The organism is Paraburkholderia sp. Ac-20336 (assembly GCF_017105025.1).
Taxonomy (GTDB): Bacteria; Pseudomonadota; Gammaproteobacteria; order Burkholderiales; family Burkholderiaceae; genus Paraburkholderia.
The window spans coordinates 17,873-41,676 of record NZ_JAAGPS010000026.1; the positions used below are offsets into that span (position 1 = coordinate 17,873).

Annotated in this window: 25 protein-coding genes and 1 tRNA gene; 13 read left to right on the forward strand and 13 right to left on the reverse strand. The window is 64.0% G+C overall.

Annotated features, from left to right (window positions below; genetic code table 11):
* Nucleotides 1-72: 72 nt before the first annotated feature.
* Both GXB81_RS11030 and GXB81_RS11035 read right to left on the reverse strand, forming a co-directional pair.
* On the reverse strand, nucleotides 73-2,007 hold the full coding sequence (locus GXB81_RS11030) for an ATP-binding cassette domain-containing protein (RefSeq protein WP_205989130.1): 1,935 nt from the start codon (nucleotides 2,005-2,007) through the stop codon (nucleotides 73-75).
* A 280-nt stretch (nucleotides 2,008-2,287) separates the two neighbouring features.
* Nucleotides 2,288-2,689: a DUF4399 domain-containing protein gene (locus GXB81_RS11035; RefSeq protein WP_167050021.1), complete on the reverse strand. Its 402-nt coding sequence runs from the start codon at nucleotides 2,687-2,689 to the stop codon at nucleotides 2,288-2,290.
* Nucleotides 2,690-2,984: 295 nt separating this feature from the next.
* On the opposite strand from GXB81_RS11035, the gene GXB81_RS11040 reads away from it, so the two are divergent.
* The 4 genes from GXB81_RS11040 (at nucleotide 2,985) to GXB81_RS11055 (ending at nucleotide 5,452) form a co-directional block, all read left to right on the forward strand.
* The gene (locus tag GXB81_RS11040; RefSeq protein ID WP_167050023.1) at nucleotides 2,985-3,176 is read left to right on the forward strand and encodes a rubredoxin; all 192 of its coding nucleotides are present in this window, start codon (nucleotides 2,985-2,987) and stop codon (nucleotides 3,174-3,176) included.
* A gap of 238 nt (nucleotides 3,177-3,414) precedes the next feature.
* Nucleotides 3,415-3,489, forward strand: a tRNA-Arg gene (locus GXB81_RS11045).
* 156 nt (nucleotides 3,490-3,645) lie between these two features.
* Nucleotides 3,646-4,101, forward strand: coding sequence for an Arm DNA-binding domain-containing protein (locus GXB81_RS11050; RefSeq protein WP_205989131.1), 456 nt, complete (start codon nucleotides 3,646-3,648; stop codon nucleotides 4,099-4,101).
* 823 nt (nucleotides 4,102-4,924) lie between these two features.
* Nucleotides 4,925-5,452 carry a hypothetical protein gene (locus GXB81_RS11055; RefSeq protein ID WP_205989132.1) on the forward strand — a complete coding sequence of 176 codons (528 nt, stop codon included), beginning with the start codon at nucleotides 4,925-4,927 and terminating at the stop codon, nucleotides 5,450-5,452.
* 34 nt (nucleotides 5,453-5,486) lie between these two features.
* Here GXB81_RS11055 and GXB81_RS11060 read toward each other — a convergent pair whose 3' ends face one another.
* Entirely contained in the window at nucleotides 5,487-6,233 is a 747-nt protein-coding gene (locus GXB81_RS11060) for a YoaK family protein (protein WP_205989133.1), read from the reverse strand.
* A 425-nt stretch (nucleotides 6,234-6,658) separates the two neighbouring features.
* Between GXB81_RS11060 and GXB81_RS11065 the strand changes: the two genes are divergently transcribed.
* On the forward strand, nucleotides 6,659-7,186 hold the full coding sequence (locus GXB81_RS11065) for a hypothetical protein (RefSeq protein ID WP_205989134.1): 528 nt from the start codon (nucleotides 6,659-6,661) through the stop codon (nucleotides 7,184-7,186).
* 134 nt (nucleotides 7,187-7,320) lie between these two features.
* On the opposite strand, the gene GXB81_RS11070 is transcribed toward GXB81_RS11065, so the two are convergent.
* The 3 genes from GXB81_RS11070 to GXB81_RS11080 form a co-directional block, all read right to left on the reverse strand.
* Complete coding sequence (locus tag GXB81_RS11070) at nucleotides 7,321-8,028, reverse strand: glutathione binding-like protein (protein WP_167036889.1); 708 nt, start codon at nucleotides 8,026-8,028, stop codon at nucleotides 7,321-7,323.
* A 159-nt stretch (nucleotides 8,029-8,187) separates the two neighbouring features.
* The gene (locus GXB81_RS11075; protein ID WP_167036886.1) at nucleotides 8,188-8,409 is read right to left on the reverse strand and encodes a hypothetical protein; all 222 of its coding nucleotides are present in this window, start codon (nucleotides 8,407-8,409) and stop codon (nucleotides 8,188-8,190) included.
* A 296-nt stretch (nucleotides 8,410-8,705) separates the two neighbouring features.
* Complete coding sequence (locus tag GXB81_RS11080; protein WP_167036883.1) at nucleotides 8,706-8,897, reverse strand: CsbD family protein; 192 nt, start codon at nucleotides 8,895-8,897, stop codon at nucleotides 8,706-8,708.
* A 202-nt stretch (nucleotides 8,898-9,099) separates the two neighbouring features.
* Here GXB81_RS11080 and GXB81_RS11085 point away from each other — a divergent pair, with 202 nt between their 5' ends.
* The 5 genes from GXB81_RS11085 to GXB81_RS11105 all read left to right on the forward strand — a co-directional run bounded on the left by GXB81_RS11085 (nucleotide 9,100) and on the right by GXB81_RS11105 (nucleotide 13,849).
* A complete protein-coding gene (locus GXB81_RS11085) occupies nucleotides 9,100-9,462 on the forward strand; it encodes a hypothetical protein (protein ID WP_167036880.1) in 363 nt (120 codons plus the stop codon).
* Nucleotides 9,463-9,740: 278 nt separating this feature from the next.
* The gene (gene dcm / locus GXB81_RS11090; protein WP_205989135.1) at nucleotides 9,741-11,033 is read left to right on the forward strand and encodes a DNA (cytosine-5-)-methyltransferase; all 1,293 of its coding nucleotides are present in this window, start codon (nucleotides 9,741-9,743) and stop codon (nucleotides 11,031-11,033) included.
* A 57-nt stretch (nucleotides 11,034-11,090) separates the two neighbouring features.
* Entirely contained in the window at nucleotides 11,091-11,537 is a 447-nt protein-coding gene (gene vsr / locus GXB81_RS11095; RefSeq protein ID WP_167036875.1) for a DNA mismatch endonuclease Vsr, read from the forward strand.
* Between the two features lie 295 nt (nucleotides 11,538-11,832).
* Nucleotides 11,833-12,336 carry a YbhB/YbcL family Raf kinase inhibitor-like protein gene (locus GXB81_RS11100; protein ID WP_167036872.1) on the forward strand — a complete coding sequence of 168 codons (504 nt, stop codon included), beginning with the start codon at nucleotides 11,833-11,835 and terminating at the stop codon, nucleotides 12,334-12,336.
* A 91-nt stretch (nucleotides 12,337-12,427) separates the two neighbouring features.
* Entirely contained in the window at nucleotides 12,428-13,849 is a 1,422-nt protein-coding gene (locus tag GXB81_RS11105) for an MFS transporter (protein ID WP_167036869.1), read from the forward strand.
* Nucleotides 13,850-14,134: 285 nt separating this feature from the next.
* Here the strand turns inward: GXB81_RS11105 and otsA are convergent, their stop codons facing one another.
* From otsA to GXB81_RS11135, 6 genes are all read right to left on the reverse strand, one after another.
* Complete coding sequence (otsA, locus tag GXB81_RS11110; protein ID WP_167036866.1) at nucleotides 14,135-15,565, reverse strand: alpha,alpha-trehalose-phosphate synthase (UDP-forming); 1,431 nt, start codon at nucleotides 15,563-15,565, stop codon at nucleotides 14,135-14,137.
* A gap of 224 nt (nucleotides 15,566-15,789) precedes the next feature.
* Nucleotides 15,790-16,002, reverse strand: coding sequence for a hypothetical protein (locus GXB81_RS11115; protein ID WP_167283885.1), 213 nt, complete (start codon nucleotides 16,000-16,002; stop codon nucleotides 15,790-15,792).
* Between the two features lie 143 nt (nucleotides 16,003-16,145).
* Complete coding sequence (locus GXB81_RS11120; protein ID WP_167036861.1) at nucleotides 16,146-16,448, reverse strand: hypothetical protein; 303 nt, start codon at nucleotides 16,446-16,448, stop codon at nucleotides 16,146-16,148.
* Between the two features lie 206 nt (nucleotides 16,449-16,654).
* Nucleotides 16,655-18,055: a sigma-54 dependent transcriptional regulator gene (locus tag GXB81_RS11125; RefSeq protein WP_167036858.1), complete on the reverse strand. Its 1,401-nt coding sequence runs from the start codon at nucleotides 18,053-18,055 to the stop codon at nucleotides 16,655-16,657.
* A 312-nt stretch (nucleotides 18,056-18,367) separates the two neighbouring features.
* Nucleotides 18,368-18,634 carry a hypothetical protein gene (locus GXB81_RS11130; protein ID WP_167036855.1) on the reverse strand — a complete coding sequence of 89 codons (267 nt, stop codon included), beginning with the start codon at nucleotides 18,632-18,634 and terminating at the stop codon, nucleotides 18,368-18,370.
* A gap of 75 nt (nucleotides 18,635-18,709) precedes the next feature.
* Complete coding sequence (locus tag GXB81_RS11135; RefSeq protein WP_167036852.1) at nucleotides 18,710-19,027, reverse strand: DUF883 family protein; 318 nt, start codon at nucleotides 19,025-19,027, stop codon at nucleotides 18,710-18,712.
* Nucleotides 19,028-19,430: 403 nt separating this feature from the next.
* On the opposite strand from GXB81_RS11135, the gene GXB81_RS11140 reads away from it, so the two are divergent.
* The 3 genes from GXB81_RS11140 (at nucleotide 19,431) to GXB81_RS11150 (ending at nucleotide 22,165) form a co-directional block, all read left to right on the forward strand.
* On the forward strand, nucleotides 19,431-20,489 hold the full coding sequence (locus GXB81_RS11140; protein WP_205989136.1) for a sigma-54 dependent transcriptional regulator: 1,059 nt from the start codon (nucleotides 19,431-19,433) through the stop codon (nucleotides 20,487-20,489).
* A 408-nt stretch (nucleotides 20,490-20,897) separates the two neighbouring features.
* Nucleotides 20,898-21,476 (forward strand): hypothetical protein, encoded by a 579-nt coding sequence (locus tag GXB81_RS11145; protein WP_167036846.1) that lies wholly within the window; start codon nucleotides 20,898-20,900, stop codon nucleotides 21,474-21,476.
* Between the two features lie 170 nt (nucleotides 21,477-21,646).
* Nucleotides 21,647-22,165: a hypothetical protein gene (locus tag GXB81_RS11150; RefSeq protein ID WP_205989144.1), complete on the forward strand. Its 519-nt coding sequence runs from the start codon at nucleotides 21,647-21,649 to the stop codon at nucleotides 22,163-22,165.
* 197 nt (nucleotides 22,166-22,362) lie between these two features.
* Here the strand turns inward: GXB81_RS11150 and GXB81_RS11155 are convergent, their stop codons facing one another.
* Nucleotides 22,363-23,709: a nitrate/sulfonate/bicarbonate ABC transporter ATP-binding protein gene (locus GXB81_RS11155; protein ID WP_167036844.1), complete on the reverse strand. Its 1,347-nt coding sequence runs from the start codon at nucleotides 23,707-23,709 to the stop codon at nucleotides 22,363-22,365.
* Between the last annotated feature and the right edge of the window lie 95 nt (nucleotides 23,710-23,804).

A 23,804-nucleotide genomic window follows, 5' to 3' on the forward strand; every position in this document is an offset into this window, starting at 1 on the left:
CGAGGTGCGGAAAAGCGCTGCATGGCGCGGGGCGGCGGGTGCAGGCACGCCCGCCGCCCTGCGCCGAACCGATTACTTGCGCCGGTTTTCCAGCTCGTCCCAGCGTTCGAGCGCAACCAGCAGCTCTTCGTCGATCTCGGCATAACGCTCGGTCAGACGCGCGCCTTCGCGCGCATCCCTCGCGAACACCGAGCCGTCTTCGAGTTGCGCGCCGATCGCTTTCTGCTCGGTTTCGAGGTCGGCGATCATTTGCGGCAGCGCTTCGAGTTCGCGCTGCTCCTTGAACGACAGCTTCACGGTGCGCTGCGCATTGCGGCCCGCGGCGCTGTCCTTCGCCGCGGTGTCCTTCGGCGCTTCCTTGCCCGCGTCCTTCTGCGCGTCGAGCGCAAGCTGCTCCGAGCGATCGCGCTGGGTCTGCCAGTCCGTAAAGCCGCCGACGTATTCGCGCCACTTGCCCTCGCCTTCCGAGGCGATCACCGAGGTCACGACGTTGTCGAGGAATGCACGGTCGTGGCTCACGAGCAGCACCGTGCCGTCGTAGTCGATCAGCAGTTCTTCGAGCAGTTCGAGCGTGGGAATGTCGAGGTCGTTGGTCGGCTCGTCGAGCACCAGCACGTTGGCCGGCCGCGCGAACAGACGCGCGAGCAGCAGCCGGTTGCGCTCGCCGCCCGACAGCGACTTGACCGGCGAACGCGCGCGCTCCGGCGCGAACAGGAAGTCGCCGAGATAGCTCATCACGTGCTTCTTCTGGCCGTTGATTTCGACCCACTCGCTGCCGGGGCTGATGGTGTCCGCGAGACTCTTTTCGAGGTCGAGCTGCGCGCGCATCTGGTCGAAATACGCGACCTGCAGATTCGTGCCGGTGCGCACCTTGCCTTCGTCCGGCGCGAGTTCGCCGAGGATCGTCTTGAGCAGCGTGGTCTTGCCCGCGCCGTTCGGACCGACGAAGCCGATCTTGTCGCCGCGCATGACCGTGGCGGTAAAGCGGTCGATCACCGTGCGCGTGCCGTAGCGCTTCGTCACGTCCGTCAGTTCCGCGACGATCTTGCCGGACTTCTCGCCCTGACCGACGTCGAGCTTGACGTTGCCCTGCACGTTGCGGCGCTCGGCGCGTTCGTTGCGCATCTGCACGAGCCGTGCGATACGGCCGACGCTGCGCGTGCGGCGCGCCTCGACGCCCTTGCGAATCCACACTTCTTCCTGCGCGAGCAGCTTGTCGAACTTCTCGTTCTCGATGCGCTCGACTTCGAGCTGCTGGGCCTTGCGGGTCTGATAGGCCGAGAAATTGCCCGGATACGACAGGAGCCGCCCGCGATCGAGTTCGACGATGCGCGTCGCGACGCGGTCGAGAAACGCGCGATCGTGCGTGATGAACAGCAGCCCCGCGCGCAGCGACACCAGCAGTTCTTCGAGCCAGCGGATGCCGTCGAAGTCGAGATGGTTGGTCGGTTCGTCGAGCAGCAGCACGTCGGGCTGCACGACGAGCGCGCGCGCCAGCGCGACGCGCTTCTGCATGCCGCCCGACAGCGAGCCGACGCGCGCCTCGCCGTTCAGGCCGATCTGCTGCAGCGTGGTGGCGACGCGCGTGCCCCAGCTCCAGGCGTCCGTCGCGTCGAGCGACGATTGCAGCGTATTCATGCGCGCGAGCAGCGCGTCGTGTTCCGCGCCCTCGGGCGTGTCGGCCAACTGATGCGCGACCGCGTCGTATTCGTCGAGCAGCGCGCGCGCCTCCGTGAGACCGGCGGCGACCGCGTCGAACACGGTGTCGTCGGCGTCGAACTCGGGCTCCTGCGGCACGTAGACCGTGCTCAGATGCTGTTGACGCGTGATGAGGCCGTCGTCGGGTTTGGCGAGATCGGCGACGATCTTCAGCAGCGACGACTTGCCCGCGCCGTTGCGCCCGATCAGTCCGACGCGCTCGCCCGCTTCGAGCGAGAAATCCGCGTGATCGAGCAGCGCGACGTGACCGAACGCCAGTTGGGCTCCGGTGATGGTGTAAAGCGACATGGGAATGGGAAAAGACAGCGATGAGCCGAAGCCGCTCATTGTACCGGGTGTGCCGGGTGCGGAGCCGGTCGGCCGGATGTGTCCGGTGGAAACGCGAGGGAAGCGTGGGGAAAGCGCGGGGAAGCGTGAGGAAAGCGCGGGCGAACTCGTACGAGCGACGCGCCATGCAACGCATGGACGAGGCACGAGCACGCGCCACACAAACGGCGCGGGCAGGCAGCGTGCGCGCCTGCCCTGCTTGCCGGAACGGCGGCTTATTTCACGTGCTTGCTCGACGTGCTTATTTCACGTGAACCGTGATCGTCTTGCTCATCTCGGGACCATACGAGCGATGCATGCCGTCGCCGAATTGCAGCGTCAGCGTATGGTCGCCCGACGGCAGCGTCAGATCGGTTTCGGTCTGTCCCTTGCCGAAGTGCAGCGACTTGTCGGTCGCGGGGATAACCTCGCCCTTCGGCAGCGGCTTGCCGTCGATCAGCAGATGGTGGTGCCCCGTGCCTTCCGTCATCGTGCCGGCCGGCGCGATCTTCATGCCGTCGAGACCGAACACGACATGCACCGGATTGCTCACCGTCGCGCCATCGGCCGGCTGCACGAAGTAGACGCTCGCGGCCTGCGCCACACCCGAAACGGCCAGCAGCCCTACCGCTGCGATACCTGCCAACCAACTGTTTTTAAACATCGTTTTCTCCTTTCAGAAAGGACAATCGCGCACGTGGTGACGCCACGCTCGCCTGAGGCGAATCGCCGCAATGCGTGCGAAGCACGCGGCGCGCCTGTCGAATGAAATAGCTGCGGATCAAGCATACACGCTGCGTATGACGAGGCCCGTCCATGATAGCGAAGGCGCGTTGCACGAGGCGTAGCCCGGGCCGTTCGAGGCCGGGGTGACGAATTCCGGTAATATTGCGGGTCGCCGCGCCGCCCCAAAAAGGGGCGGACCAAGCCGGCCATTGCATTGAAAGAGAGAGTACGTCGTGAGTGAAGTAATCGAAGTGACTGAATACAAGAGCTGGGTCTGCCTGATTTGCGGCTGGATTTACAACGAAGAAGAAGGCCTGCCCGAGGAAGGCATCGCGCCCGGCACGCGCTTCGCCGATATCGCCGAAGACTGGCGCTGCCCGCTGTGCGATGTCGGCAAGGCAGAGTTCGCAGTGGTGGAGTTTTGAGGCAGGCGGGTTGAATTGCACGGCGGCGCGGCACGCTTGGGCGTGTGAATAAGCGCCGCGCGGTTGGCACGGAGAAAGGCCATGCGGCCCGGCAGACGATGTCTGCCGGGCTGTTTGTTTTTGCGGAGTCGTGGGCAGGCGCTCCTTTTGCCGGAGCGGGTTTGATATACTTTGCCCTCGCTGGCGAATTTGGACTTCATGTCCTCGCGGATATCCGCTATATCCGCTTCGGTCCTCTCTCCCTGTAGTTCAATGGATAGAACAAGTGCCTCCTAAGCGCTAGATACAGGTTCGATTCCTGTCAGGGGGACCAGATAGGTTCCCAGCGTCTCCCAAGATTGCCCAGAAATGCCCCGTGTGCCTTGCGCTGCGGGGCTTTTTGCTGCCATCGGCGCCCAAGGTTTCCCAATACAAGCCAGATTGTTTGGGGATATCTCCGAATACCCCCAAAATCGATACCCCCAAAACCATGTCCAAGCAGATTGCCCCGCTGACCGAGCTTCAAATCCGCAAGGCCAAGCCAGCTGAACAGCCCTACCACTTGGCCGATGGCAAGGGGCTCTACCTTCAGGTGATGCCAAACGGCTCGCGCTACTGGCGGATGAAGTACCGGTTTGACGACAAGGAAAAACTGGCCTCGTTCGGCGTTTATCCTGAGGTAAGTCTCGCAGACGCCAGAAAGGCATGCCTAGTCGCTCGGCAACTATTGACCGCGGGCACTGATCCGTCGGAGCAGAAGAAGGAAGTGAAGCGTGCGCGGGCACTGGAATCCGAAACCACCGCAACGTATGAAGAAGCGAGCCACTGCAAAAAACCGATAGTGATTGCGAGAATCGCGATTCGGAGGTCATCAATTATCGTATTTAGCCGGCGCTTCCCGCCGAGCACCGGAGTCGCCGGCAGGACGACTCGTAAGCAACCGTAATCAGCGGTCACAATTCCTCGCGAACTAAGGCCGTGAGTGCCCTTTCTTACAAGGAAGAAAGGAGCACATCATGATTAGAATCGCGTTGGTAGTGGGGTTGTTGGCTGCACTCTCGGGTTGCGCCGCATACCCTGCGGGATATGGATACAACGACCCTGGATACGCTTACGGTCCTGGCTATGCGCCCGGCTACGGCTATGGTGGCGTCAACGTATGGGTAGGCGGTGGAGGTGGTTACCACCGTGGCGACTACCGTCATAGAGACTGGAATCACGGCCACGGGCGCTGGGAAGGCGGTCGCGGCGGCCATGGCGGTGGACATCATGGCGGTGGACATGGCGGCGGAGGTCACGGCGGCGGCCATGGACATTGAGCAATGTCCTGGCTAGCGCTAAAGGCCCTCTTTGAACGACTTGACCTCTCGCCCGCTACGGCTTGAGGTATACGCGCCACTCGGGAAACTGCTCGAAGAAGCTTTCGCTCACGGAAACCTGATAGAGCGTGTGCGTCCCCCAAGGTTTCCCGGAGAAAAAACCGTACGCCTTGCACTGCGGGGCTTTTTTCTGCCCGCGCCAACCCGTACCCTACCGATACTCATCAATCTCGACAGTCCCGCCCATCGTCTCCATCATGGTACGGATATTACCCGGCATGTCCGGAACGCGGTCACCCCGCTCATTGACCCAATAACAGAAAAACCGCACAAAACACCCGATAAACCACACCCCCGCATTCACACAGACGAGCACGAAGTCTTCAGTTTTCGCCAACGAGGTCGTTATGACGAGCAGGCAATACCGTCACCGCATCAGGCAAACCCATAATGAACTCCCAAACGACCACCGAAAACGACGAACACACAGAGGCACTCAATCCCGTTACCCGCATAGCGCACACAGTCAAAGTGGGGCTTCAATGCCTGATCGGTGCGACCCTCATGGCCACCCTCCTGCTCAAGGGCGCGGCGGAACTCATGCAAACGCTGCAGATTCCCCATGTGTGGGACCAAAAGGCGCTTGAGCAGTCGACGTTTATGGCGCACCTGCTTTCGATCCACACGTTCCAATACATCGGCAAAGCCTTGGGGATTTCGGCCGGGATTGACTTGGGCTACATGCTCTTCACCGAGGGTCCGGATGAAGCCCTCACGCCGTTGATGCTTGGCATCTCCTCGGCGGCATTCTTAACGATTTCCGAGCACCCCGATAACAACTGGACCGTCGGCGTCTATGTGCTCTGCATTCTCGTGCTGATGTTCTGCATGAAAAAGTATGACGACTGGGGCTTGGGGAAAAGCGATGCCCCGAAAAAACTCAAGCGCGCCGCCCCGGCAACCAAGGCAAAGAAATAGTCGGGTTCGTGGGTGACCCTGTGCGCTCGCCGGACTAACAGCGCTCGCCCCATAGATCATCGAGCAGCGGCACCGCCGCTAACGTGAGCAGGACGATCGCAAGCGGCACCGTCGATATGAATCCCAGATGCTTGAAACCCAATGCGCCGGCCACGCCGCCGGCGACGAACGCCAGAAGCAGCGAACCAAGCAGCGCGAGCTTTTGCCGGTCCGCCTGGACGCTACCTTCGCCGGCCATCGGTCGCCTGTTCCAGTAGAACATCTTGCCCAGTTCGATTCCGACGTCGGTGACCAGGCCGGTGACGTGAGTGGTGCGAATTTCCGCGCGGGAAATTTTCGTGATCATCGCGTTTTGCAGTCCCATGACGAAGCAAAGCACGCCGACAGTCAGGTGCAGAAAGAGCAGGCGATGATGTTCAAGATTGGCGCCGAGCAGCCCGAAACACAGCAGAAGAACGGCCTCGATCGCGAGCGGCGTCGCGTAAATGCTGCGTAGGCGCCGGCGACGCCCCCAGTTGATCAGGATGGCCGACGCGGCCGCGCCAACGAGAAACGCAAGCAGCGAACCGAGCCCCGAAACGAACAGGCCCGCCTCTCCGAGCACGGCATTATCGGCCAGCGAGGAGACGATCCCGGACATGTGCGAGGTGTACTGGCCAACGGCCAGAAAACCGCCGGCGTTCGCCGCCCCCGCGACAAACGCCAATGATCGGCCGAGGCGGCGATTCGTGGCGTCCGTCCGTTCAGGCGCCGTGAAGCTGCGGAGATAGTTGATGGGCATCCTGGTAACTCGCTTTCATCGCATGGGGTGGACCGACCGAAAGGCGACCGACGGCTGACGATCCTAGCATGCCTCGGCACCGGAACCGCGCCGCACCGTGCCGTGCCGCCGGCTCGCGGCACGTCACACGACATGGACGCGTGAGCACCAGATATGAAAAAGCCCGATCAGCGTGGCAAAGGTATCGCCAAAGCTGCTCGCACCGAGAACGTTCCCGAACCTATTCGCGGACCACGCTGAAAAGCAGAACGGATTCGTCGTGCAATCGCCAGGCGTCCCATTGAAATTAGCGATGTACTTACATTTCGTGGCGCGAGTTCTTTTTTCGTTATTTATCGCCGCCGCATAAAAAGCCCCAACCACTTCCATTACCATAAACCGTCAACACGCTCGCACACTCAACCGACTACATACAGAACATGAACATGTCTGCGACATCGACCATCGCTATCGGCGTGGCTATCAATCTCGTGCTTCTTGCCGTTGCCTTTTGGGCAGCATCGAACATCGAGAAAAAAAACGCGCGCATCGTGCTCTTTAGCGGCATCGTCATGTTTTTTATCGCTTTCATGACGGGCGCATTCATTCTGCCGGGCTGGACAGAAGCTCAAAAGATCTTCATGACCTCGATGCTCGCGCTCTTCAGCGGCGTCGCCGGCAATTTCATCGCGGCGTCGGTCAACATCTCGTTGCAGGAGAAGATTGCAAGAGAGAAGAAACCGCCCGTGGATCTTTCCGCCGAGTTCCGACGAGCCCAGGTAAAAATCGTGGCCGCGCACAAAGCCGGCTTGGGACATGCCCCTGCCCCCGCTCCAGCCGTGCACTTCATGATGGAATTGGTCAACGTGCAGGCACTGACCGAAAACGAGTTGAAGATCGTGAAAGAGCGGGCCCGTCACGACAAGGCAACGTGGATCGTGTTTGCCAACGGCGTATTCGTCGAAGCGGCCTGAGCATTCGCCGCTGCGCCCGCCGTCGCACGGCCCCGCGGCGGCCCAACCCGGCGATCCGCGTTCCTCCGTGTTCCCCCTACCCGCTTCCACTCAAGGCCGGGCTCAACGTCACCCGCCCGGCCCGAGCCCCGCGATCAAGCCGGACGCTGCGGAATATTCAAGCCGCGCGCGACGGCCGGCCGCTCGATAAAAGCAGCGAGCGCGCGCCTCACGTTCGGGAAATGCTGAATGCCGACCAGCTCGCCTGCCTCGTAAAAGCCCACGAGATTACGCACCCACGGGAAGATCGCGATATCGGCGATCGAGTACTGATCGCCCATCACCCATTTGCGTCCTTCGAGGCGCTGTTCGAGCACGCCGAGCAGCCGTTTCGACTCGGCGATGTAGCGATCGCGCGGACGCTTGTCCTCGTATTCCTTGCCGGCGAATTTATGGAAGAAGCCGACCTGACCGAACATCGGGCCGATGCCGCCCATCTGGAACATCACCCACTGAAGCGTTTCGTAGCGGCCGGCCGCGTCCTGCGCGATCAGTTGGCCGCTCTTGTCGGCAAGATAGATCAGGATCGCGCCCGATTCGAACAGCGGCAGCGGCTTGCCGTCGGGGCCGTTCGGATCGAGGATCGCCGGGATCTTGTTGTTCGGGTTCAGCGACAGGAATTCCGGCGTCATCTGATCGTTGGTATCGAAGCGCACCAGATGCGGCTCGTACGCCAAGCCGGTCTCTTCGAGCATGATCGAGACTTTCACGCCGTTCGGCGTCGGCAGCGAATAGAGCTGAATCCGCTCCGGATGCTCGGCGGGCCATTTCTTCGTAATCGGGAAAGCGGACAAATCGGTCATGGGATTGGGTCGCCTCATGCGAGAGAAATTTCAAGACCGGCCAATATAAACCGACACGGCGCAACGCGCGCGGCGACAAAATCTTCGCGGGCGACGCCGTCGCCTTCCGGCTTCGCTACCTCGCTCCCCGGCCTCGCGTCGCCGCCCACACCGGACCGCTCACCATAAATCCTTGGTCGCGGTCCCTGCTCGCACGTTATATCCGTCGCGCCACAAGGCCGCGCCGACCGTCAGCAGCAGCGTCTTTTCGTTGCCGTCGAGCAATTCCCACGCCGCCGCGAGCCAGGCGGCGAAGCTCGCGCAGGCCGCTTCGAGATCGGCCGGTGTCTTGCCTTCCAGGTACTGCCGCTCGAACATCGAAAGCATTTTTTCGGGTGTCATGGGCGCGATCTCCTTGTGGGATGCGCCCAGTCTAAAGGCGACACGCCGCGCACGGAACGTCCGCCATCGACATCGCGGGTTACTCCCAGGCACCGGCACACGCCACGGCGCAAACCGCCGTATCTGCAATACCCGTCACGAGCCGTCCGCTCTCCGTCCGCTTGCCGTCCGCGTTGTGTCGACGCACGGCACCGCCACGTCAAACCAGCACATCAAGGTACGCACCGCATAAAACGCAAAGGCGCCGCCGCCTCGGCGACGCCTTTGCTCCGACGGCAAACCACGCCGGGCGAAACTTACGGCTTGTTGCGCTTCGCCTCGTCCTTCGCTTCTTCCTTCGCGTCGCCGTAGGCCTTCTGCACCTTGCCGGCGCCTTGCTGCAGATGGCCCTTCAGCTCTTTGGCAGGGTCGTTCGTCGCCTTGCCGACGGCTTCGTTGATCTTGCCTTTGATCTGTTCGCCTACGCCCTTCACTTGATCCTTGTTCATATGCGACTCCGTTTCCGCGATAAGCCCACATGCCGGCGCGGCATTGCGCCGGTATCGCGGTACAGCAACGGCTATGCCCGAGGGCGCCGTCATGCGCGGCGCGGCATCGGTCGATCAGCGCATGCCCGCGATAGCGAAAAATTTCTCATGAGCAGCCTAAAGTCGCGCCGGGCACGGCCGTAACAAAAATCATGGAGGAGCCATGGACAACCTGCTCACGACGCTTTCGGGATCATCGCAAGCCGCGCTGATCGACCAGGACCTCGCGCACATCGCACGCGTCATGCCGGTGTCGTTGCGCGGCGATTTCGGCGGTCCGATTCTGCCCGCCGTTTACTGGCGCAAGCGCCTGCATGCGCTGTTCGACGTCGGCCATCTCTCGCACGCGCAGTTCTGCAAGGTCGACAGCCTGCTGCTGCAACTCGACCGCCTCGAATCGGCGCCGCTGCCCGAATGGGAGCGGTTCGCTCCGGCGGCGGCCGCGCCGTTGCCGCACGAGCACGCGTCAGGTGCGGCGTATTCGGCGCGCTCCAGCGGTTCCTCGCAAACGGGCCGCCCCGTCTGACGCGCTGCGTTCCACGTTCGTCGCTCTGCAAGCGCCGCCGCAAAAAAATTGGCCGCGCACACCGTCACGGGTCGCGGCCATAAACACACAGTGCAACGCAGGGAACCGGCGTCACAAGGCAAGCCTACACGCCTAACCGTGACAAGCACATTTCTCCACCGATGAATGTCGCGACGAAGCGAACCCGCGGAGAATTCCTTGAGTATCGGCGGTAAAAATAGGGAAATGGGACAACCTTAGGTCATAATGTCCGCAAATATTCCCAGCAAGGACGCCACGTGACCCTCGCCGCTCCGCTCGACCTGCTCCAGCAGGCGCGCGCCCGCTTCACTCAACGCGAAATCGCCGCCCACGTCGGCAAGGACATCAAAACGGTACGGCGCTGGGAAAAAGGCGAAACGCCTTGTCCCGCGATGCTGGAGCCCGCTTTGCGCGATCTGCTGCAACAGGGCGCGCGCACGGCGAACCACACGAGCGGCGCGGCGCGCTTTCGCTTCATCGATCTGTTCGCGGGCATCGGCGGCATTCGCATGGGCTTCGAGGCGCATGGCGGCGAATGCGTGTTCACGAGCGAGTGGAACGAGTTCTCGACACGCACCTACTGCGAGAACTACGGCGAACACTATTCCGGCAGCGCGGAGCATGAGCTGATCGGCGACATCGTCGCCTTTCCCGCCGAAGACGTGCCGAACCACGACGTGCTGCTCGGCGGCTTTCCGTGCCAGCCGTTTTCGATCGCCGGCGTCAGCAAGAAAAACGCGCTGGGGCGTCCGCACGGCTTCGAATGCACGACCCAGGGCACGCTCTTTTTCGACGTCGCGCGGATCATCGCGGCGAAGCGCCCCGCCGCGTTCCTGCTCGAAAACGTGAAGAACCTGCTCTCGCACGACAAGGGCCGCACCTTCGACGTGATCCTGCAAACGCTGCGCGACGAACTCGGCTACGAAGTGCATTACCGCGTGATCGACGGGCAGCATTTCACGCCGCAGCATCGCGAGCGCATCATCATCGTCGGCTTTCGCGGCAAGACCGGGTTCTCGTGGGACGACCTGCGCCTGCCCGAGCACGGCCCGCGCCTCGGCTCGATCCTGCATCGCACGGACGGCAGCGAGCCCGTGCTGCCGTGGGACCACGACCGTTTCTTCGACCACGCCGCGCGCCGCGTACAGCCGAAGTACACGCTCACACCGAAGCTATGGGCCTATCTGCAGAACTACGCGGCAAAGCATCGTGCGGCCGGCAACGGCTTCGGCTTCGGCATGGCGTATCCGGATAGCGTCACGCGCACGCTCTCGGCGCGCTATCACAAGGACGGCTCCGAGATCCTCGTCTATCAGGGCGAAGCGCTGCGGCCGCGCCGTCTCACGCCGCGCGAATGCGCGCGCCTGATGGGCTTTCCCGACACCTTCAGGATTCCGGTCAGCGATACGCAGGCCTACCGCCAGTTCGGCAACAGCGTCGTGATGCCGGTGATGCGCGAAGTGGCGCGTATCATGCAGCCGCATCTGCAAACCCTGCTCGCGAGTCCGACCCGCCATGGTTCGAAACAGTCTTGGCCGCTCCATGCGTGAGCGGTCCCGCACGCGAGGCAGCCGGCGCGCCGCGCATGCTTCGCCGGGGCGCTGACGATGGTCGATATCGTCGATAGCGCGACCCGCAGCCGCATGATGTCCGGCATTCGCGGGCGCAACACCAAGCCGGAAATCCTGATCCGCAGCCTGCTGCACCGGCAGGGTTTTCGCTTCCGGCTCGACGCCCGCGATCTGCCGGGCCGGCCCGACATCGTGCTGCCGCGCTATCGCGCGGTCGTGTTCGTGCATGGCTGCTTCTGGCACGGCCACGACTGCCATCTGTTCAAATGGCCGCAGACGCGGCCCGAGTTCTGGCGCGAGAAGATCGGCCGCAATCGCAGCAACGACGAGAAGGTGCACGCCGCCTTGCTCGCGAGCGGCTGGCGCGTCGCCGTGGTATGGGAATGCGCTTTGCGCGGCGCGAATCGCGATATCGCGGGCGTGCTCGAACGGCTCGTCGCATGGCTCAAAAGCGACGCGCCGGAGTTCGAAGAACGCGGATGAAAAACAGCGTTAGAACGCGCCAGGACGGCTGAAAAGCGCGCGCTGCCCACGTCTCGTGCGGTAGTCCGGCGGCCGCTGGTGATACACTCGAAAGGCTTGTTCGGAGCGCTTTCGGGGGGCTGTCGAGGGGTTCCCGGAATGCGTATCGGCGTACGTATCGCCCTGCATCCGCAATGCGTGCAGGCGCCTGCGCCGCACGTTGCGCAACACGTCGGCGGGCCGCCCAGGTGCCTTCGTCCGCCGCGCAGGCGCACGCTCCGACGCTCGCAGAACCAATCAACAAGGGAGGCACATCATGGCTGACTTCCGTCTTTGGTCCGACGACTTTCCCACCAACGGCTTCATGCCGAAAGCCCACGAATACGACGACAAGGCATTCGGCGTCGACGGCGAAAACATCTCGCCGTCGCTGCAATGGGAAGCTCCGCCCGCGGACACGCAAAGCTTCGCGCTCACCGTTCACGATCCCGATGCGCCGACCGGCAGCGGCTTCTGGCACTGGGTCGTCGTCAACATTCCGGCCGATGCGCGCGCGCTGCCGCGCAATGCCGGCAAGGCCGACGGCGCGCTGCTGCCGCAAGGTGCGCTGCAGGTGCGCAACGACTACGGAACGGTCGGCTTCGGCGGCGCTGCGCCGCCGCGCGGCGATCGCACGCATCGCTACATCTTCCGGCTGCATGCGCTGAAGGTGCCGCATCTGCCGGTCAGCGCGGACACCACCAACGCGGTGGCGCGCTTCATGACCCACCTGAACGAAATCGACTCGACCACTCACACGGGCCTTTACGAACTCAAATAACGCAGCAGGATGCGGCGCCGGCGTGGGCCGAAGCGGCCTTCACGCCGGGTCGCGCGACTGCGCAGCCGTCCCATCACAACTCGAACAATCGATGCACGCACAATCCTCGCGCAACGACGGCTCCACCCTCGCCGCCTCGCCGGCACAAGGCGCCGAACACCAGGGTCTGCCGATTCCGCAACGCTACTGGGCGATGCTCGTCATCGCGCTCGGGCTCACGCTCGCGGTGCTCGACAGCGCAATCGCCAACGTCGCGCTGCCGACCATCGCGCGCAACCTCAACGCCAGCGCCGCCTCGTCGATCTGGGTCGTCAACGCGTACCAGCTCGCGATCACGATCACGCTGCTGCCGTTCTCCTCGCTCGGCGATCGCATCGGCTACCGGCGCATCTATCTGTCCGGGCTGATCGTGTTCACGGTCGCCTCGCTCGGCTGCGCGGTCTCGACCTCGCTGACGACGCTCGCGCTCGCGCGCGTGTTCCAGGGCTTCGGGGCGGCCGGCGTGATGAGCGTGAACACCGCGCTCGTGCGCATGATCTATCCGCCCGCGCAGCTCGGGCGCGGCGTCTCGATCAACGCGGTGGTGGTCGCGGTGTCGTCGGCGATCGGACCGACGGTCGCCTCGGGCGTGCTTGCCGTCGCCTCGTGGCCGTGGCTGTTCGCGATCAACGTGCCGATCGGCGTCGCGGCGATCGTCTGCGCCATCAAGGCACTGCCGCTGAACCGCGGCCACGAATCGCCGTACGACTATCTGAGCGCGGTCATGAACGCATTCGTGTTCGGCCTGCTGATTTTCGCGGTCGATGGCCTCGGTCACGGCGAGCTCTTCGGCTACGTGACGCTCGAAGCGCTCGGCGCACTCGTGATCGGCTACTTCTTCGTGCGCCGTCAGCTCAGGCAGTCCGCGCCGCTCCTGCCGATCGACCTGCTGCGCATCCCGGTGTTCGCGCTGTCGATCGGCACCTCGGTCTGTTCGTTCTGCGCGCAGATGCTCGCGTTCGTGTCGCTGCCGTTCATGCTGCAGGAAACGCTCGGCCTGTCGCAGGTCGAAACTGGTATTTTGATGACACCGTGGCCCGCGATCATCATCATCGCGGCACCCATTGCCGGCGTGCTGTCGGACAAGGTGTCGGCCGGCTGGCTCGGCGGCATCGGGCTCGCCGCGATGACGGCCGGGCTGCTGCTGCTCGCCACGCTCGGCCCGCATCCGGACGCGCTGCAGATCGCCTGGCGCATGGCGCTGTGCGGCGCGGGCTTCGGCATCTTCCAGTCGCCGAACAATCGCACGATGCTGTCTTCGGCGCCGCGCGAGCGCAGCGGCGGCGCGAGCGGCATGCTCGGCACCGCGCGCCTGACCGGACAGACGCTGGGCGCGGCCCTGGTCGCGCTGATCTTCGGCGTCGCGCCGCAGAACGGGCCGATCGTTGCGCTGTATGTCGCCGCGGGTTTTTCGGCAGTAGCCGCGCTCGTGAGCACGATGCGGATCATGCAGAAGGTGACGCAGCCGGATTGAGGTTGCTGCGCGTGTGGTCGCCTAGTCGCGTACTCACGTTCCCGCGGTCGTGCTTGCGTGCCTATACGCGTGTTCATGCGCGTGCACGCAAGCGCATGAACACGCGTAGAAACACACGCAGCCCATAGGCCCACGCAAACGAAGGGCGCGCATCGCACAACGCGATGCGCGCCCTTCCTTCATTGCTCCACGTATTGCTCCAGGTCTCCTGGCGCGCTATCGCGAATCAGACGTGATCGGCATGGGCGCCATCCGCGGCCACCAGCGCGGACGACGCCCCTGCGCTTACGACGACGATGCCGTCACGTCAGCGAGCTTTACCGCTTTGGCCCTCACCGAAGACGCGGTCGCGACGTTGCGCAGATCGTCGAGGAACGTATCGCGCCACACCGACAGGTTGTTCTCGCGCAGCGGCTTCATCATGTCCGCGTGACGCGCCTGGCGCTCGGCGAGCGGCATCGAGAGCGCACGTTCGAGCGCTTCGGCCATCTGCGAGAGATCGAACGGATTGACGACGAGCGCGCCCGGCAACTGCTCGGCCGCGCCCGCGAACTGCGACAGCACGAGCACGCCCGGATCGGCCGGGTCCTGCGAAGCCACGTACTCCTTCGCGACGAGATTCATGCCGTCGCGCAACGGCGTCACGTAGCCGACCTGCGACTGGCGGAACAGCGCCATCAGCAGATTGCGCTCGTATTTGCGGTTCAGATACTGGATCGGCGTCCAGTCGAGCTGCGCGAAACGGCCGTTGATGCGCCCCGCCTCGCCCTCCAGCGTCTGCCGGATGCGCTGATAGGTCTGCACGTCGGCGCGGGTCGGCGGCGCGATCTGCACGAGCGAGACGCGGCCATGCCAGCCGGGCGCGTTCAGCAACAGCCGCTCGAATGCCTGGAAACGCTCGACGAGCCCCTTCGAGTAATCAAGCCGGTCGACGCTCATGATCAGCTTGCGGCCGCGCATGCCGTCGCGCAGGCTGCGCACGGGCTTGCGGTCGATGAACTGCTCGGCGGCCCTGGCGATCGCATCGGGATAGATACCGATCGGATAGGCGCCCACCTTGAGGAAGCGATTGAACGCGTGGACCATGCCGTCTTCGCTCGACGTGCCGTGCTGGCCGCGCTCGATGTAGTCGACGAACGACTGGCGGTCGGCTTCGGTCTGGAAGCCGATCACGTCATAGCTGCACATCGCCTTGACGAGTTCGTCGTGCGGCGGAATCGTGCGCAGCACCTCGGGCACCGGAAACGGAATGTGCAGGAAAAAGCCGATCGGGTTCTGCACGCCCAGTTCGCGCAGGCAGCGCGCGAACGGCAGCAGATGATAGTCATGGACCCAGATGATGTCGCCCGGTTCGAGCAGCTCCTTGAGCTGCTTCGCGAGCGTCGCGTTGACGCGCTGATAGCCGGCGTACTCCTGGCGGTCGTAGCGCGAGAGATCGTTGCGATAGTGGAAGGTCGGCCACAGCGTCGTATTGGAGAAGCCACGGTAGTACTGATCGTAGTCGCGCTTGGTGAGGCCCACCGTCGCGTAGGTCACGTTGCCCTGTTTTTCGATCACCGGGGCGGACGGCTCGCCCACCGTTTCGCCGCTCCAGCCGAACCAGACGCCGCCGGTCTCCTTCAACGCGTCGAGCACGCCGATGGCCAGCCCGCCCGCCGCGGGCCGCGCCTCCTGGATCGGTGCGACACGATTCGATACCACGATCAATCTGCTCATTGGTACTCCATTGTTTCGTTGTATGCGGATATGTGCCAAAACGGTGCACGCAAGTGGCGTGCCGATTTCCGCGGTATCTCGAAAATAAAAATATATTCAACTGCGTTGGACGAGCAAAAACGCGCGACCGCAGACCATCGCGAAGAAGTTTTTTCTGTCTTATATGATGAAACAGGAAGCCTTGTTTACCGGTCCTCGTGCCTGCCCGAAGTGGCCGCCGGGGCTCAGGCGTCCTGCTCCGAGCCGAGGTCGCGCTGGTATTCGAGCCCTTCCTGACGCACCCCGCCCTGATTGTGTTCGCCGTCCGGCGGCGTATGCGGAGCGATCCGGTTCTGCCCGGCCGGGTCCGGCGACACGGCCGGCTCGGCGTTGCCGTCGCCCTGCCGGGGACCGCGCTTCGAGTGCCGCGCGGAACGTCGCAATGCGGGATGTCGCATGATCGATGCCTCCAGGGGAAGCTCGCCGCTGTGGCGGCATTCATACAGTCTAGGGGGCGTGACGGCAAATTGCCGGTAAAAAATGCCTCGGCTTTGTAACAAGTACATCAATTCGCCGCCGCGAACGGGGCGTTTTGCATGATTTAGCCTGTCGCGGCGCGAGGTCCGGTGCGCGGATTGCCGTGACGATGCGGCCAGCGCTTCTGGCGGCGCAAGCGCATCGGCCGCAGTGGACGCGCATTGGCCTGAGGCGCTTGCGTCGGCTGCGGCGGCGGATCGCCGATCGGCGGTGCAAACGGTTCGTCGGGATCGATCGGGTCGGGGCCCGGCGTTGGAAGCGTATCGGGTTCGCCCGGATCGGGCGGCGCAGTGGGCGGCTCGACCGGCTCGGGCCGGTGAGCGCGCTTCGGCAGCGGCGGCTCGGGAGCGGCAACGTCTCGCGGCATGTCGGTGTCCTCGTTTTGCGTTTCGTTGAAACGCAGCAAAGGCTGTGCCGTTTTGCGATGCGCGCGCGGTCGTCTGGGGAGTCAGGTTTGGCGTGCCGGGTTAGCGTGCTGATTCAGACTTATCGAAGCGAAGCACCGGGCGAACCGGCGCCGCTCAACACGACTGGCGCGAACCCGCAGCGTTCTACGCCAATCGCCGCGTCGAATCAGGCGTTCGCGCCGCCCAGCGCGCGCGATTCGTCGGCGGCGTCGCCGTCTTCACGCGCATCGTTGCCATATTCGACAAGGCGGTTGTACAGCGTCTTCAGACTGATGCCGAGAATTTCCGCGGCGCGCGTTTTCACGCCGCCGCATTGTTCGAGCGTCGCCAGGATCAGCTGACGGTCCGCTTCGGCGAGCGACGTGCCGAACGGAATCGTGATCGCGGTGCCGGCCGCGGGCTTCGACAGCGTGATCTGCAACGGCACGGTCGCGGTACTGTCCGAATCGGCGCCCGACATGATGTGCGCACGCTGCACGTAGTTCTTCAGCTCGCGCACGTTGCCGGGCCATGGGTACGACAGCAGCATCTCCTTGACCGCGGCCGGAAAATGCTTCTTCGTGTCATGGCGCTCGTTGAGTTCGTCGAGGAACGCCTGCGCGAGCAGTTCGACATCCTTGCCGCGATCGCGCAGCGGCGGCAGGCTGATCGGAAATACGTTCAGGCGGTGATAGAGATCGAGCCGCAGCTTGCCTTCGAGCACCGCCTGCTCCGGATCACGGTTGGTGGCCGCGATCAGGCGCACATCGGTTTCGATTTCCCGCGTCGTGCCGACGCGCATGAACATGCCGGTTTCGAGCACGCGCAGCAGCTTCACCTGCAACTCGATCGGCATCTCGGTGATTTCGTCGAGGAACAGCGTGCCGCCGTTCGCGCGCTCGAAATAACCCTTGTGCTGGCGGTCCGCGCCCGTGAACGAGCCGCGCTCGTGGCCGAACATTTCCGACTCGATCAGGTTCGGAGAAATCGCGCCGCAATTGACCGCGAGAAACGCATGCTTGCGACGCAGGCTCAACTCGTGCAGCGTCTGCGCGGCGACCTCCTTGCCGGTGCCCGATTCGCCGACCAGCATGACCGAGGCCGCCGTCGGCGCGACTCGGCTGATCTGGTCGTAGACCTCCTGCATCGCCGGCGAATTGCCGAGCATCAGACCGAAGCGGCCCATGCGGCGCAACTCGCCACGCAGCGTGCCGATCTCCGCCTTGAGGTCGCCGGCGCGCGGCAGGCGCGAGAGGATCGCCTTCACGCGCTGCATGTTGATCGGCTTCACGAGGTAGTCGGCGGCACCCATTTTCAGCGCGCTGACCGCCGACTCCACGGTCGCGTGACCGGTAATCACGATCACTTCGACGCCGGAGCGCGGATCGAGGTCTTCGAACAGATCGACCCCGCTGCCGTCAGGCAACTTCAGGTCGGTGAATACGACGTCCGGCATCTGCCGGACCAGTTGAATACGCGCTTCGCGCAAATCGCCCGCGGTGGCGGTGGTCAGGCCGTCTCCCCCCATGATTGCGGAAAGCGCCTCGCGGGTAGCTGCGTCGTCATCGACAATCAGTACATGTGGCATCGCGTCTCGAAAGCCTGCAAGCGTGGGTCAAGAAAGGAGCGAAACATGCGGATCGCATGCCGCCAGGCAGGCCGGCTGCGTGACCCGGAACCGCGCTGGAGTCACACCGAATTCACGTCCGGCCGACCACTGCGAATAAAAGCGCAACAATATCGCGAAAAACCTGCGGAATTGGCGCTTTATTGTTGCCTATTTGCCCATTATACGGCTTTATAGGATTCGTTTAATAACGCCGTCGGGACGCCGCCCAGCAATCCCGCTCAGGCGGCACGCGGCAGGCGCGTGCGGCTCGATCGCGGGTCCGATCACAACTCAGCCGCGCGGAAACGGCCATGCGTCGCCTTCGCCGTGCGCCTGACCCGAACCGTTCGTGCCATTCGTACCGTGCGCGCCCGACGTCACCGCCGCCTCGCTCGCCAGGGCGCGCGGCGTTGCCACCGCGCCGCCCTCGTTTTCCCAGCGGCTCAGGTCGCGAGCGGCGGCAAACTGGCCCGCGCGTCGGTTCTGCACATAGCGAATCGCGAGGAAACCGCCCAGCGCCATCAGTGCGCCGAAGATGCCAATCGTGGGTCGTGCCATGGTGAACTCCTTGGTCGTAGTGGGAAGAGTGCCAGGCATGCGGATGCCGCGAGCCGATGCGCCTTCACGCCACGGCTAACGCGCAACCAGCGCGCCGAGCAGGAAACCGCTGCCCGCCGCGAGCGCGATCGCACGCCATGGGTGGTGGCGCACATAGCGTTCGGTGCGGACGGCCGCCCCGCGATAGCGCCGATGCACGTTGCGCTGCGCATCGCCGAGCGCCGACTGCAGCGTCTCGACATGCGTGCCGAGCCGCTCGCGCAACGCGTCGACGCCCTCGCCCGGCACGTTGCCGGCAAGCCGCAGCATTTCTTCCGAGTCTCTCAGCAGCACCCGTAAATCCTCGACGATCTTCTGGCTGCCGAGTGCAAGTTGTTGCGTCGTGTCGGTCATCGCTCACTCCTTGTCTGGTCTCGTCCGGCTCGGCGTGCGTATGAGCCTCCTGGCATGGATCGCGGCACGCATGCGCCCATCGCCGAACCCGTCGACGGCACCGTTCGCGCGCTTCTCTCCCCTCTTTCGCGTGCCGCCCGAAGCTCTCGCGAGCCGATGAATTCGTCCATGCCGCAAAGCGCATGCCCGGCAAATTTGCCGCTTTAACAGCGCTCGCATGCGGTATTCGGGCAGTTTCGACCGGTTGCGCGCGGCAATATTTCTCGCGCGGCCGCGTCGATTGCCGGAAACCGTACCGAAGTGGTTAAATCGACTTTTGTGGGATAGTGGCTGTACGGTCTATCGCGTCTCAAGGCCTGCGCGCCGCACCACGAACTTCATTTGCACAGGACTCCCCTTCTTTATGGCGTCAATCGATCTGGACTCGCCCACCGTCTCCGCCGGCGGCCATGCTTCGTCACAAGCGAAGCAGCGCGTCGCGGACGGCGTCGCGGGACTGAAATCGTACGGGCTGCTATACGGCTCGTCGCCGGTGATGCTCGATCTCTACGAGCAGATAGAGCGCGTCGCCGATACCGACGCGACCGCGCTGATCATCGGCGAATCGGGCACCGGCAAGGAACTGATCGCCCGCACGATCCACGAGCGCAGCAGCCGCAAGGACGCCGCGTTCGTCGCCGTGAACTGCGGCGCGATTCCCGATGAACTGATCGAAGCCGAACTGTTCGGCCACGAGAAAGGCAGCTTCACCGGCGCGGTCCAGGGCCGCATCGGCTACTTCGAACACGCGAACGGCGGCACCCTGTTTCTCGACGAGATCACCGAAATGGCGCCGGTGCGCCAGGTCAAACTGCTGCGCGCGCTCGAGACGGGCACGTTCTATCGCGTCGGCGGCAACGAGCTGATTAGCGGCAACGTGCGCGTGATCGCCGCGACCAATCGCGATCCCGCCGTGGCCGTGAAGGAAAACGGCTTGCGCGAAGACCTCATGTACCGGCTCGCGGTTTTTCCGCTGCGCGCGCCGCCGCTGCGCGAGCGCGAAAACGACCGCGAACTGCTCGCGCAGTATTTCCTCGCGCAGCTGAATCAACAGGAAAGCACCAGCAAGAGCTTCAGCAAGCGCTCGATCGAAACGCTGCGCGCCTGGTCGTGGCCGGGCAATGTGCGCGAACTGAAGAACGCCGTGTATCGCGCGTTCATTCTCGCGGAGAAGACGGTCGAGCTGCCGCATCCGCATCTCGCATCGCGGGTCAAGAAAGCGGTCACGCAGGGCGATGCGATGAGCGTGTGGATCGGCACGCCGCTCGCCGATGCGCAAAAGCAGATCATTCTCGGCACGCTCAAGTATTGCGGCGGCGACAAGCGGCGCGCGGCGAAAGCGCTCGGCGTGAGCCTGAAAACGCTGTACAACCGCCTGAGCGCATACGGCGACGAGAACGGCGAAGAGGAGGCCGAGCAGTAGCGAGGCGGTGCGTCGATAACGGGCATCGAATACATGTGCCGACGGCGAATCCGCTGTTCGCGCCGCGATTCATTGCCGGGCACGATGCCCATTCGCACCGGAATGCCGAAGTTCGCGCGTATAGCTTCGCCGCATGGTGCGAGCCGCCTCGCGCGCCGATGAGCGAATCCGCCCAAACGCCAATACGCCAATACAATTCGCCGGCAAACCCCGAAGAAAAAACAGAAAACGCCGTGCCATGCACGATGTTTTGCAATTTCTTGCATTTTCCCACTGCCCATTACAAATATCATCCTGCACAATTCCGCTGCGTATTGGGACGACGGGAACGACAGGAACGACGTGCCGCTCGTTCACATGCTGCCTGGCGCGTGAGCGACGACACCTGTACGAGCAGGGACAAAAGAAATGCAAAAGAACATGGTGTGGGCCGGCAACGCGAAATCCGCTGCCGCGCGCAAGCGCCCTCACGCAACAGCGCTTGTCGCGCTCGCGCTGGCGGTCTCATCGACATTGAGTGGTTGCAGCTCGCTGTACTCGGAAGGCGCGGTGGCGGGCGCCGGTATCGGGGGTGCAGCGGTCGCGGCGAAGGTCACCAGCAATGCGGCGGTCGCGACCGGCATCGGTCTCGGCGCGGTGGCCGCGGCGCGTGCCGGAGTGCAGTACTCGGAGCGCGTGGTCCACAGAAACACCCAGAACAGCATCGCAACCGCGGCAGGACCGCTCGACGTCGGCGCGGTGGCCCCCTGGAGCATCACGCACTCCTTCCCGATCGAAGACGACGAACACGGCCGCGTGACAGTCAGCCGCCTGATCAGCACCGGTCCGCTCGACTGCAAGGAAATCGTCTTCTCCGTCGATCAGAACGCGACCCAGAATGTGCCCGCGAGCAGTGCGTTTTATATCGCGTCGATCTGCCGTGACGGCAGCAACTGGCGCTGGGCCTCGGCCGAACCGGCTACCGAGCGCTGGGGCTCGCTGCAATGACGAGGCTTTCGCTCAAGGCTGCGAGGCGCCGGCCAGCCTGGTTTGCGCTCCGGCTCCGGTTGCCGTTTCGGGCCGCGCATCCCGTGCGTCAGGTACGTCGTCATGCTTCGCTCGAAGCCACGTCTGATCCAGCCCCTCGCGCTACCGGCACCGCCACGCCCCCAGGCACGCTGACGCTGGCCGGCAACCGCCTGCGCCACATCGCGGCCGGCGTGCTGTGCGTGGCCGCGAGCCTGCTCGCGAGCGGCTGCGGCTCGATCGGCGCGGCAAGCGGTGCCGCGGCGGGTGTCGCGTCGGGAATCGTCACGAGCAATCCGGCCGTTGCGCTCGGCGTCGGCGTCGCCGTGCAGGCCGCGACCGATGAAGTCGTCGCCCGTTATATGCGCAACATGCACCAGGACCAGCAGGACCTGATCGCGGCGCTGGCGGGCGCGATGCCGGTCGGCGAAACGCGGCCGTGGTCGGTCAAGCATACGCTGCCGATCGAGAACGGCCACGGTGAGGTGCGCGTGACGCGCGCCTTCAGTTCGGCGCTCGCGCTCTGCAAGGAGTTCGTATTCTCGGTGCAGGACGGCGACGGCCCGAACGCGCTGGAAATGTGGTTCACGGCGAGCGCCTGCCATCAGGACAAGGGCTGGAAGTGGGCCTCGGCCGAGCCGGCGGTCGCACGCTGGGGCACGCTGCAATAAGCAGAAACGGCCCGCCCGGCTATGCCGGGCGGGCCGTTTCGGTCAGGCCGACCATCTGGTTGGTGGCAAAGAGCGGCGCAGTCGATTCAATCCGCCCCGCCGCTTGGTCAAGCGAGCCTATCGTTCGAATCGCTTCCTGCCGGCTGAACCTGCAAGCCAAATCTGCCGGCCGAATCGCGCGCACAAAATTCCGCGCTTTACGACTCCACGTCTTCCAGGCTGAAAATTTCGGTCTGGTCGTTGTACGAGAAAATCTCGCCGTAACGGCCCCAGTTGATGACCGCATCGAGCGTTTCCTCGGCGGCGCTATCCGACAGAAAGTCTTCCAGCTCCTGCTCGAAGCGCACGCGCGGCGCGCGATGCCCCGGCCGCTCGTTCAACACCTTCTTGATTCGCGCGGCGAGCGGCACGTGCCGCAGCAAATGCTCGGCGAACATCATCTTCCGTTCCTGCGTGCCGAACTCGGAGAACACGCGCGCGGGCGGCGTGAGGAAAATATCGCCTTCGCGCACGTCGGCGAAACCGAGGTGTTGCAGCACTTCGGCGATCGGAAACAGATCGTCGACCTCGAGATGCAGCGAGCGCGCGATTTCCGGCATGTCCGCGCGGCCGTGGTACGGCGCGGCGGCCAGCGTTTCGATCAGACCGGCCATCAGGTTGGTCGACACATGCGGCAGCCAGCTATGCAGTTCGAGCCCCTTCTTGGTCTGCTCGTCGGTCTGACGCGCGGTCATCTTCGCGTAGATGTCGTCGACCAGCTTGCGGAACGCCGGGTCCAGACGGTTGCGCGGATGCTTGAACGGCACCTTGATCTCGGCGATCACGCGGCCCGGGTTCGACGACAGCACGAGAATGCGGTCGCACATGAACACCGCTTCCTCGATGTTGTGCGTGACGATCAGCACCGCCTTGATCGGCATGCGGCCCTGCGTCCACAGATCGAGCAGGTCGGTACGCAGCGTTTCGGCGGTCAGCACGTCGAGCGCGGAGAACGGCTCGTCCATCAGCAGCAGCGTCGGATCGACCACCAGCGCCCGCGCAAAGCCGACGCGCTGGCGCATGCCGCCCGACAGCTCGCGCGGATACGCGTTCTCGAAGCCGTCGAGACCGATCAGGTCGATCGCCGCGAGCGCGCGCGTGCGGCGCTCGCTGGCGGCCACGCCCTGCGCCTCGAGACCCGCCTCCACGTTCTGCAGCACGGTCAGCCACGGGAACAGCGCGAAGGTCTGGAACACCATCGCGACACCCTTCGCCGGGCCTTGGAGCGGCTTGCCCATATAGGTGACTTCGCCGCCGGTCGGCTCGATCAGGCCGGCGATGATGCGCAGGAGCGTCGACTTGCCCGAGCCCGAGCGGCCCAGCAGCCCGACGATCTCGCCTTCGCACAGCGACAGATTCGCATCGTCGAGCACGAGCAGCTCGCCCTGCGTCTTGTTGAAACCGCGGCACACGTCCTTGACGCGCAGGATTTCGTCGCCGAGACGCGGGGGCTTCGGCGGTGTCTGGATCGGCGCGGCGGTCATAGCAGCTTTAGGATTTTGCATCGCGTTATGCCTTCATTTCTCTTATCAAAACGCCGCGCCGCCCCTCGGGTCTGGCTGGCCGCCCACGAGGGCCCGGCGCGCAGCGACAGGTTCGG

Bases quoted from the DNA above. Each gene is read 5' to 3' on its own strand.
- GXB81_RS11030 (WP_205989130.1), bottom strand. From the start codon at position 2,007: ATGTCGCTTTACACCATCACCGGAGCCCAACTGGCGTTCGGTCACGTC.
- GXB81_RS11035 (WP_167050021.1), bottom strand. From the start codon at position 2,689: ATGTTTAAAAACAGTTGGTTGGCAGGTATCGCAGCGGTAGGGCTGCTG.
- GXB81_RS11050 (WP_205989131.1), top strand. From the start codon at position 3,646: ATGTCCAAGCAGATTGCCCCGCTGACCGAGCTTCAAATCCGCAAGGCC.
- GXB81_RS11055 (WP_205989132.1), top strand. From the start codon at position 4,925: ATGAACTCCCAAACGACCACCGAAAACGACGAACACACAGAGGCACTC.
- GXB81_RS11060 (WP_205989133.1), bottom strand. From the start codon at position 6,233: ATGCCCATCAACTATCTCCGCAGCTTCACGGCGCCTGAACGGACGGAC.
- GXB81_RS11065 (WP_205989134.1), top strand. From the start codon at position 6,659: ATGTCTGCGACATCGACCATCGCTATCGGCGTGGCTATCAATCTCGTG.
- GXB81_RS11070 (WP_167036889.1), bottom strand. From the start codon at position 8,028: ATGACCGATTTGTCCGCTTTCCCGATTACGAAGAAATGGCCCGCCGAG.
- GXB81_RS11075 (WP_167036886.1), bottom strand. From the start codon at position 8,409: ATGACACCCGAAAAAATGCTTTCGATGTTCGAGCGGCAGTACCTGGAA.
- GXB81_RS11080 (WP_167036883.1), bottom strand. From the start codon at position 8,897: ATGAACAAGGATCAAGTGAAGGGCGTAGGCGAACAGATCAAAGGCAAG.
- GXB81_RS11085 (WP_167036880.1), top strand. From the start codon at position 9,100: ATGGACAACCTGCTCACGACGCTTTCGGGATCATCGCAAGCCGCGCTG.
- vsr (WP_167036875.1), top strand. From the start codon at position 11,091: ATGGTCGATATCGTCGATAGCGCGACCCGCAGCCGCATGATGTCCGGC.
- GXB81_RS11100 (WP_167036872.1), top strand. From the start codon at position 11,833: ATGGCTGACTTCCGTCTTTGGTCCGACGACTTTCCCACCAACGGCTTC.
- GXB81_RS11105 (WP_167036869.1), top strand. From the start codon at position 12,428: ATGCACGCACAATCCTCGCGCAACGACGGCTCCACCCTCGCCGCCTCG.
- otsA (WP_167036866.1), bottom strand. From the start codon at position 15,565: ATGAGCAGATTGATCGTGGTATCGAATCGTGTCGCACCGATCCAGGAG.
- GXB81_RS11115 (WP_167283885.1), bottom strand. From the start codon at position 16,002: ATGCGACATCCCGCATTGCGACGTTCCGCGCGGCACTCGAAGCGCGGT.
- GXB81_RS11120 (WP_167036861.1), bottom strand. From the start codon at position 16,448: ATGCCGCGAGACGTTGCCGCTCCCGAGCCGCCGCTGCCGAAGCGCGCT.
- GXB81_RS11125 (WP_167036858.1), bottom strand. From the start codon at position 18,055: ATGCCACATGTACTGATTGTCGATGACGACGCAGCTACCCGCGAGGCG.
- GXB81_RS11130 (WP_167036855.1), bottom strand. From the start codon at position 18,634: ATGGCACGACCCACGATTGGCATCTTCGGCGCACTGATGGCGCTGGGC.
- GXB81_RS11135 (WP_167036852.1), bottom strand. From the start codon at position 19,027: ATGACCGACACGACGCAACAACTTGCACTCGGCAGCCAGAAGATCGTC.
- GXB81_RS11140 (WP_205989136.1), top strand. From the start codon at position 19,431: ATGGCGTCAATCGATCTGGACTCGCCCACCGTCTCCGCCGGCGGCCAT.
- GXB81_RS11145 (WP_167036846.1), top strand. From the start codon at position 20,898: ATGCAAAAGAACATGGTGTGGGCCGGCAACGCGAAATCCGCTGCCGCG.
- GXB81_RS11155 (WP_167036844.1), bottom strand. From the start codon at position 23,709: ATGCAAAATCCTAAAGCTGCTATGACCGCCGCGCCGATCCAGACACCG.